This window comes from Bacillus sp. iso_77 (genome assembly GCF_056173625.1).
Genome location: NZ_CM149683.1, coordinates 380,068 through 390,910 on the forward strand (window position 1 = coordinate 380,068; position 10,843 = coordinate 390,910).

At 45.5% G+C, this 10,843-nt stretch carries 1 protein-coding gene; it reads left to right on the top strand.

Translation table 11 applies throughout. The features are described 5' to 3' along the window. Positions 1-122: 122 nt before the first annotated feature. On the top strand, positions 123-10,838 hold the full coding sequence (locus tag AC0VYC_RS02000; protein ID WP_475389295.1) for a non-ribosomal peptide synthetase: 10,716 nt from the start codon (positions 123-125) through the stop codon (positions 10,836-10,838). The last annotated feature ends 5 nt before the right edge of the window (positions 10,839-10,843 follow it).

Genomic DNA, 10,843 nt, shown 5'->3' on the forward strand with positions numbered 1-10,843 from the left:
ATTCGGGGTGGGCTCCTTTTCTGTTATTCGTCTATTTTAATGAAATAGACTTGGTTCTTTTGATATAGAGGGTGCAGGGTATCACATTTGGTGGAGAAAACATAGAAGAGCGGAGGATAAGAATGAGTACAGTTTATTACCCCTTAACACATGCGCAAAAGCGAGTATTCTACACGGAAAGATTTTATCCAGGCACAAGTATTTCTAATTTGGGTGGGTTTGCCAAGTTAAGATCGGTATCAGGTCTAAATCCTTCTTTGATCGTTGATGTGCTTCAAGCGTACATTCGTGAAACTGATTCTCTTCGTTTAAGGCTGGTGTATCAACATGAGCAGGAGGAGCCCGTTCAATATATCAAGCCATATGAAAAACAGCCGATTCGTTTGGTGAAAGGATGGAGTGAAAAGGAAGTCAGGGCGTGGGCGAACGAGGAGATTCGTGAGCCGATGGAACTGATTGACCGTTCCTTAATCGAATTTACGGTCTTTCAAATCAGTGATCAAGAGTGCTGGCTGTTCTGTAAAGCACATCATATTGTGGCTGATGGTATTTCAATTATCTTGATGGGAAACCGAATCATTGATCTATACCATGACATGCTGCAGGGGACAGACATCTCCCCAATTGAAGACATTTCCTTCGTTGATCACATCATGAGTGAGCAAACGTATGAATCTTCTAAACGTTTTCAGAAAGACCAAGCTTTTTGGAACGAGCAATTTGCCAATATTCCAGATTTCGCTTCTTTAACACCGCATAAAGGTTACGAGATGAGTTTACATGCGGAGAGATTTTCAGGGGATATTCCAGATGCTTTAAAGGAGAAGCTTCGCGTTTTTTGTGAAAAAGAGAAAGTCAGTATGCTTTCTATGTTTATGTCCGCTGTCTATATTTACTTGCACCGATTTAGCGGCATGGAGGATGTGGTCCTTGGAACCTTTATGGGCAATCGGACAAATGCAAAGGAAAAAAAGATGATTGGGATGTTTGTGTCGACCATTCCGATGCGCGCATCTGTGCAAGGATCCCTCACGTTTCTTGATTTCGTGAAGCAGGTCATGGCGGATCAGATGAAGATCTTGCGTCATCAAAAATATCCTTACAATGTGCTCATGAATGATTTAAGGGAAAGAGATGGATTTACAGGACGCCTGTTTGATATTTCTTTAGAGTATCAGGTCATGCAGTGGCAGAAAAAAGAGAATCTTTCGTTCATTACGGAGCCGATTTTTAGTGGAAGCGGAATGAATGATATATCGATTCATGTGAAAGACCGCTGGGATACAGATACATTGACCATTGATTTGGATTACCGTACAGATCTATTTAGTGAAGACGATATGAGTAAGCTGTTTGATCGATTGATGATTTTGCTGGAGGCGGCAGTCTCTCAGCCAGATCAGCTGATTGGGGCTCTCTCTTTACTGCCAGCAGATGAACAAAAGCAGCTGCTTCAATTATCTAAGGGAGAAGCATTTGATTTACCAGGAGCGAAACCAGTTCACCACTTATTTGATGAGGTAGCTAAAAAGTATTCAGAACGGGCAGCTGTGGTAGCGGAAAATGGAACGTTCACTTATGGAGAGCTGTATCAAAAAGCGGACAAACTGGCACGATTTTTACAGATGAAAGGTGTCTCGCGTGATGTACCAGTTGCCGTTTTAATGGAACGGACGGCAGATGCGATGGTTGCCATTTTTGGGATATTAAAAGCTGGCGGTGCATATGTACCGATCGATCCGGCATTACCTGAGGAACGCATTCAATTTATTGTAGAAGATTCTGGTGCTTCTATCGTTTTAACAGAAGAATCGTTTGTTCAGCAATATTCATCCATTGCCGAAAAAATGGTTGTCCAGCAGCATATGGAATTAGAAGATCGTCCGCTGCCTGAGCTGATCGATCAGACGACATCACAGGATTTGGCTTATCTCATTTATACATCGGGTACGACTGGAAAGCCGAAGGGAGTGATGATCGAGCATCTTCAGCTGCATCATTTGGTTCATGCCCTGCATCACGAAGTGTATGAGGGGGCAAATCAGCTTCAAGTGGCGCTTCTTGCACCATTCCATTTCGATGCATCTGTTAAACAAATCTTTGTTGCTCTTTTATTTGGACATACGCTTCATATTGTGCCAAGAGAAATGACACGAAACGGTGTACAGCTAGCGGCTTATTACAAAGAACAACAAATTGAAGCAACAGATGGAACGCCAGCACATGTGCAGCTTTTACTTGCAGCGGATTTGGATGGGCTTGCACTGACTCACATGCTGATTGGGGGAGAAGCACTCCCTGCGAAAGCAGCGCAGGCGCTGATTGAAGCTGTGCGTGTCAGCCAGCCCGATTTTGCCTTGTGGAATGTGTATGGTCCGACAGAAACGTGTGTGGATGCGGCGGTTCACCGTCTAGATCTCAGTGAGCTGCAGAAGTCACCAGAACAGCGCTATGTGTCAATTGGAAAGCCACTGGGTCATCATCGGATTTATATTTTAAATGAACATGAACAACTACAGGTGCAGGGAGCTGTGGGAGAACTATGCATTGCGGGAATAGGAGTGGGACGGGGCTATGTGAATCAGCCTGAATTGACGGAGAAGGCATTCAGACCAGATCCATTTTTTCCTGAAGACCGGATGTATCGCACAGGTGATGTAGTGAGATGGCTTCCAGACGGCACAATTGATTACCTTGGAAGAATAGATGACCAAGTAAAAATAAGAGGTTACCGCATCGAAACAGGTGAAATTGAGGCAGTCATGGAGCAGGTAGACGGAGTCGATCGGGCTGTCGTGCTTGTCGTGGATGAACCGGACGGTGGAAAGGCTTTAAGTGCTTACTATCAAGCACGACAAGAATTTCTTTCCGTGGACACCCTGCAAGCCGCTATCAAACATCAGCTGCCAGCTTATATGATGCCGCTTTATTTCAAGCAGCTTGAGGCATTTCCACTGACAGTTAGCGGGAAAGTCGACCGGCGTGCGCTTGCTGCATTAAAAGGGGACAAGGCTGTCAGTGCTGTTTATGTAGCGCCTAGAAACGATGTAGAAACGAAGCTTGTTCGTTTGTGGGAAGACGTTCTTCATCAAGAGAACATAGGTGTGTACGACTCATTCTTTGACCTAGGCGGGCATTCACTCAAAGCGATGAAAGTTCTTACACTCGTTCAGCGGGCTTTTCAAGTGGAGGTCCCTTTATCGGTTTTATTTGAACAGCAAACAATTGCAGCACTTGCTGTTTATATTGAACAAGCGGAAAAGTCTTCACAAGTGGTCATACCGAAAGCACCGACTGCCGCCGATTATCCACTGTCACCAGCGCAGCAGCGTGTTTATATGGTGACTCAGCTGGAGCAGAGCATCGCCTATCATATGCCTGCCGTTGTGAAATTAAGAGGAACGCTGCAACGGGAGAAATTGGAGGGAGCTTTTGAAAAACTGATCGCACGTCATGATATGCTGCGCACTTCTTTTCATACAGTCAAAGGAGTCCCTCGTCAGCGGGTAGCTTCATCCGTTCCATTTCAAATAGAACAGGTGACAGGCAGCACGATGGAAGAGAACATGCGTCAATTTGTCCGACCTTTTTATCTTGAGCAGGCTCCGCTTTTGCGTGTTGGGCTACAGTCTTTACATGATCAGGAGCATCTTCTCTATTTCGATATGCATCATCTGATTTCAGATGGTCTTTCAATTGATTTGATGCTGCGTGAGTTGTCTGACGCATATGAGGGATTAGTGAAAGCGCCATTGAAGCTTCAATATCAAGATTATGCTGTTTGGCAAGAACAACAGGCAGAGCAAGGCGGTCAAATAGATGAAGCATTCTGGCTGAAAGAATTTTCAGGAGATATCCCTGCTTTGCAGCTGCTAACGGATTATCAGCGTCCGGCTGTCCAGTCTTTCGCTGGAGATCGCGTTCTCAGAAACATCGATGAGACGTTAACAGGCCGTTTGCAGGAACTTGCAGCGAATCATCATACGACGCTGTATACCGTGTTGCTTTCTGCTTACTATACATTGCTTGCGAAATACACAGGTCAAAAGGAGTTTGTGGTGGGGACGCCAACAGCAGGCCGGGTGCATGCAGATTTGAATGACATGATCGGCATGTTTGTCCAAACACTTGCTTTACGTTCAGAGGTAGATCCGAACGGTTCAATGACACAGTTGATTGAGCAAGTAAAGGAAAAGACGATGAGGGCGTTTGAGCATCAGCAATATCCATTCGAGCGGCTGCTTGAAAAGCTAAATGTGCAAAGAGATTTTAGCCGCCATCCATTGTTTGATACGGTCTTTACTCTGACGCCAGATCATTCAACAACCCAGCATATTGGAGAGATGAAAGTCGAAGTCGAGGAAACCAATTTCCATATTGCGAAGTTTGATCTCACACTTCAAGCGACGGAGTCAAGTCATGGTCTTTCCTTTGTTCTCGATTACAGTACGGCGTTATTTAAACGAAGTACTGCCGAGCAGATGCTCAAGCATTATGTTTATCTTCTGGAGCAGATGGTCGAAGTGCCGGAGCAAGCGATTCAATCATACCGCTTACTGTCTGAACAAGAGGCAGCGGCTCAATTGAAGATGTGGAACCCGTTACCTACGCCTTATCCTGCGGAAGAAACCATTGTGACGCAATTTGAATCACAAGTACAGCAGCATGGTCACCAGCCTGCTTTGCAATATAAAGATGAGGTTCTTTCTTATCAAGAGCTGAATCGCAGAGTGAACCAGCTAGCTCATTATTTACACGAACATGGTTTTGAAAAAGGGATGAAAGCGGCTTTATTCTTTGAACGTTCCAATGAGATGGCGCTGTCGGTTTTAGCTGTGCTAAAGGCTGGCGGTGTCTATGTGCCAATTGATCCTGACTTCCCTGATGAGCGCATCAAGCACTTTTTGACAGATAGTGGTGCACAGTTTGTCCTGACCCATCAGGTGCTGCGTCATCGTTCTGTGCTTACTGCGTTTGAAGGGAAAATCATAGAAACAGAAGATCAAGCCGTTGATCAGCAGTCAGAGAGCAATCCAGTTGTATGTGTTTCGCCTTTGGACTTGGCAAATTTGACCTACACATCTGGTACGACAGGCAAACCTAAAGGGAACATGGTGACGCACCGGAACATTTTGAGAACAGTGAAGCAGTCGAATTATCTCACCATTCATCATGAAGACACGGTGATGAGCCTTTCAAACTATGTATTCGATGCATTTATGTTTGATGTGTTTGGTGCTTTATTGAACGGAGCGAAACTCATTGTTTTGCCAAAGGATCAGATTTTAAATATGAATGAGCTTTCTGGCGCGATTGAGAAGGAAAAAGTCAGTATTTTAATGATCACGACCGCTCTATTTCACTTATTGATTGATATGAAAAAAGGCAGCCTGAAAAACGTCAGAAAAGTGCTGTTTGGCGGGGAACGTGCTTCTGTGCCGCATGTTGTGGCAGCCCTTGAAACGGTTGGAGAAGACAAACTCATTCATATGTATGGACCTTCTGAAAGCACGATTTTCACAACGTATTATCCGGTGAATCACATTGAAGAACAAGCACTATCGATTCCGATCGGAAAGCCGGTGAGTCAAACGGCTGTTTATATTGTCGATGAGTTTGGACATGTGCAGCCGCCGGGAGTAGCTGGAGAGCTTTGTGTTGCAGGTGACGGACTGGTCAAGGGGTATTATCAACAGCCAGAACTAACGAGCGAAAAGTTTGTTGAAAATCCTTTCCGATCTGGTGAAGTCATGTACAAAACGGGCGATCTCGCACGATGGCTGTCAAATGGAGATATTGAATTCATTGGGCGAATCGATCACCAAGTCAAGATTCGAGGTCAGCGTATCGAGCTTGGCGAAATTGAACACCAGCTATTGCAGCATCCGCAAGTGAAGGAAGCCGTTGTCATTGCGATATCAAATGATACATTGTGTGCATATTTCACAGCAGAAGGTGCTGTTCCGCTGTCGGATTTACGTGAGCAAGCAGGACGAGAACTCCCTGTTTATATGATGCCAGCTTTCTTCATGCAATTAGACGAGCTACCACTAACGGGGAATGGCAAGGTAGACAGACGGGCATTACCTGTACCTGATGTAAGTGAGCAGGCGGCAAATGAATACGTCCCTCCTCAATCAGATACAGAGCGTATATTGGCACACATTTGGGAGGAAGTTCTTGAAGTGCCGAAAATCGGCAGACATGATCATTTCTTTGAATGCGGTGGTCATTCACTGCGCGGCATGAAAATGCTGAACAGGCTCTATGAAGAGATGCATGTGGAATGTCCTTTGAAAACATTATTTGAATCACCCACTTTAGAGGCGTTTGCGCATGCGGTGGATCAAACAGATCGAACTGAAATCAGACGAGTGGAAAAAGCGGAAGAAGCGGTTTTTTATCCTGTGACATCTGCTCAGAAAAGATTGTTTGTTCTGCAAAAAATGACAGATGCCGAGCAGAGCTATCATATGCCAGCTGCTTTAAAGCTTGAAGGTGTATTTGATGAGAAACGATTTAAAAAAGCCATTGACCAGCTTGTTCATCGTCATGAAGCATTCCGTACGAGCTTTGACTTCGTTCAGGGTGAACCTGTTCAGCGAATTGAAACGAATGTTTCTGTGAACATTGAAAACATCGAAGGGGATGGCCGAGACATTCAGCAATTAATGAATGATTTTATCCGTCCATTTGATTTAGGAAAAGCGCCGCTGCTCAGAGTGGGGCTTGTGTCTGAATCGGAGAGTGTTCATTATTTGTTGATTGATATGCACCACATCATTTCAGATGGTGCGTCTGTCGGTATTTTAATTGATGAGCTTTCGGTCTTGTATCGAGGAGACGAACTTGATGAATTGCCTATTCAATATAAGGATTATGCGGTTTGGTCAACAAGTGAAAAATTTCTTGCACAAAAAGAGGCTGAAGCGGCGTTTTGGTTGGAACAATTACAAGGAGAACTGCCTGTTTTGGCGCTGCCTGAGGATCTCCCGAGACCAAAGGTTCAGACGTTTGAAGGGGGCCGCGTCGAATTCTCTATAGACGGTGCGCTTAAAGCGCAATTGGATGAGTTGGTTAGAACACTCAACAGTACAACTTATACAGTGCTGCTTGCTTGCTACAGTACGCTTTTAAGTAAGCTTTCGAGACAAGAAGACATCATGATCGGTTCTCCAGTGGTGGGCAGAACCCATCCTGATATTCAATCAGTCATCGGCATGTTTGTGAATACGCTGGCACTCAGAACAAAACCAGAAGGACATCAGACATTTTCTCAATTTGCGTCAACAGTTCATGAGCTTGTGTTAGCGGCAAATGAACACCAGCTTTACCCATTTGAAGAATTGGTGGACCAAGTACAAACGGTTCGCGACACAAGCCGCCATCCAATCTTTGATGTGGTGTTCTCGATGGAAAATGCAGATATTCGTGACCTGTCGATGGATGGACTTGATATCATTCCTCAGCCGTTCAATGAGAACATAGCGAAATTTGACTTAACCTTAACTGGAAACGAATCTGACGAGCAAATCGAGCTTGTGTTTGATTTTAATTCTTCTATCTTTGAACGGTCGTCGATTGAGAAGTGGAAGGAGTATTTCCTTTACTTGATCGAACAAATGGTGTCAGCACCAGATCAATTATTAGATCAGATGCAATTATTATCACCAGCGCAGCAGCAAAAACTGCTTGATGATTGGTCGGGCCCTTATCTAAATGTCCCGACAGATCAAACGGTTCATGCATTGATTGAGGCGAAGTCACAGGAAGTACCTGATCAAAAAGCCGCAACTTTCTGCGGCACAAGCTGGACGTATGAAGAACTGAACAACCGGGCGAATACAGTCGCCGCAAGACTTATGTCCAGCGGCACAAAACCGGGAGACCGCATCGGCATTCTCACACGTCCATCGCTCGAGATGACAGCCGTTGTTCTCGGAGTTCTCAAGGCAGGTGCGGCATTTGTGCCGATTGATGCCGATTATCCAGCGCAGCGCATTGCCTACATGCTGGAAGATAGCGGGGCAGAGGTCCTTCTGATTCAGAAAGAGCTCACTGCACCACCTTCTTTCACAGGTCATACCCTCTTCATAGAAGAGGCAGTAGAAGGAGAAGCACACGAGATTCAGGTTCCTATCAAACCAACGGATCTCGCTTATATGATTTACACATCTGGAACGACTGGACAGCCGAAGGGTGTCATGGTCGAGCATCAGTCTCTTGTCAATCTTGCTTTTTGGCACAATGATGCTTTCCAGGTGACGAAACAAGACCGAACCGCTAAATATGCCGGCTTTGGCTTTGATGCCTCCATTTGGGAGATGTTCCCGACGTGGATGGCCGGCGCAGAGCTCCATATCATCGACGAAGCGATTCGCCTCGATATGATCAAGCTCAATACGTATTTTAATGACGAAGGCATTACCATTGCGTTCCTGCCAACACAGCTGTGTGAGCAGTTTATGTCGATGGACAATCATTCTCTCCGTTACTTACTGACAGGTGGGGACAAGCTAAAACAGGTGAAGCCTGTTCCATATACACTTGTCAATAACTACGGCCCAACAGAAAATACGGTCGTGGCGACAAGCGGGATCATTGATCCAGATCAAGGCACGCTTCCTATCGGAACAGCGATTGCCAATACTCGTTTTTACATTTTGGGTTCGTTATATGACCTCTCGCCGCAAGGCGTACCGGGTGAGCTCGTGATTGCGGGGAAAGGACTGGCAAGAGGTTACTGGAATCTCCCAGAGGAAACGGACAAACGGTTTGTCCCAGATCCGTTTTATCCTGGAGAGCGCATGTACCGTACAGGCGACTTGGTGAAATGGACAGAGGATGGCGAGCTGATCTACCTCGGTAGAAAAGACCATCAAGTGAACATCCGCGGATTCCGGATTGAGCTATCAGAAATTGAAGCCCAGCTCCTTGCGCTAAATGAAGTGAAAGAAGCCGTCGTGACAACGGTCAAAGACGCAAGTGATCAAGACGCTCTTGTCGCTTACATCATCACAGATAAAGAAACGGATACGCTGAAAGGAAGCTTAAAGCGCACCTTGCCTGACTATATGGTGCCATCATGGATCATCAAGCTAGACCAACTGCCGATGACGGCAAATGGCAAAGTGGATCTCAAAGCACTGCCAGCACCTGATATGGAAGCGAATCAAACAGCATACGAAGCGCCAAGAGATGAAGTGGAAGCACTGCTTTGCGGCATTTGGGAAGATGTGCTTGGCGTCAGCCAAGTTGGTATTCACGACCATTTCTTCTTCCTTGGCGGAGATTCGATTAAAGGCATCCAAATGGCAAGCAGACTCACGCAAGAAGGCTGGAAGCTCGATATGAAACTGCTTTTCCAATATCCAACGATTGCGGAGCTTCGCCCATATATCGAAGAAGCGGACCTTCTCACAGCCGATCAGTCAGCTGTCGAAGGAGAGGTTATTTTAACACCGATACAGCGCTGGTTCTTTGAACGGAACTTCAGCAGCCAACATCATTGGAATCAGTCCGTTATGCTCCATGCCGCAAATGGTTTGGATGAAGCGCTTGTCAAACAAGTGCTCGAGCAGATGATGACCCATCATGATGCTTTGCGATTGGTTTATCCGATAGAAGAAGGACGCATCATCCAGCGTCATCGTGGAGTAGATGAAAATGATGTAGCGGTGGACGTGATAGAAGTACAAGGAGAACGATCACAGCAAATCCAGCAGGTAGAAAAGCTAGCAAATGAAGTGCAGGCGAGTATTTCTTTAACAGAGGGACCATTAGTAAAACCTGCGATTTTCCGTACGGATCATGGAGATCACTTATTGCTCGTTGTACATCACCTTGTCATTGATGGTGTGTCATGGCGTATTTTCCTTGAAGACTTCATGGCTCTTTATGAGCAGGCGAAGCGCGGGGAGGAGCTGACACTTCCTGAAAAAACACATTCATTCCAAGCGTATGCCCAGAAGTTGACGGAATACGCAGTGTCAGATGAGCTGCTGGCAGAAAGGGACTATTGGAAAAAGGTACTTGGGCATTTAACTGCACCTCTGCAAAAGGATCATGTCACAGAGGATCAAAGAATGCTGCATACAAAAACCATTCGCTTTACGCTGTCTGAGGAAGAAACACGCAGCCTACTGACAGAAGTACATGAGGCGTACCACACGGAAATCAACGACATTTTGCTAACCGCTTTAGGATTGACCCTGAAAGAGTGGACAGGAGAAGACAGACACTTTATTCACCTTGAAGGACATGGAAGGGAAGACATCCTTCCGGCGGTCAATGTGTCGCGGACCATCGGCTGGTTTACGAGCATGTATCCTGTGCTGCTTGATTTGTCGCATGCGGAGGATCTTTCATATCAAATCAAGCTTTTGAAAGAAGAGCTCAGACACATTCCGAACAAGGGAATCGGCTATGGCGTTTTAAAATACTTAACGCCTGACAAAATGAAGGACGGTCTCGCATTTGATGTCACTCCAGATATCAGCTTTAACTATCTTGGTCAGTTTGATGAACAGATTGGCGGGGGTGAACTAAGTCGATCCACTTGGCAGGCAGGTCAATCATTAAGTCCAGAATCAGAGAAACCTCATGCATTAGATATTGTTGGTTTCGTAGAACAGGGCATGTTCCATATGACGATATCCTATCACCAGCTTGAATTTGAAGAGCAAACGATGGAACAGTTCAAGGACCTTTTAGAAAAGAACGTGAAGGCACTCATCTCACATTGTGTATCACAAGATGAAGCGCAAATTACGCCTAGTGATGTAGGAGACGATGACCTGACCATGGATGAACTTGAAAAGCTAATGGATATATTTTAAGCAAA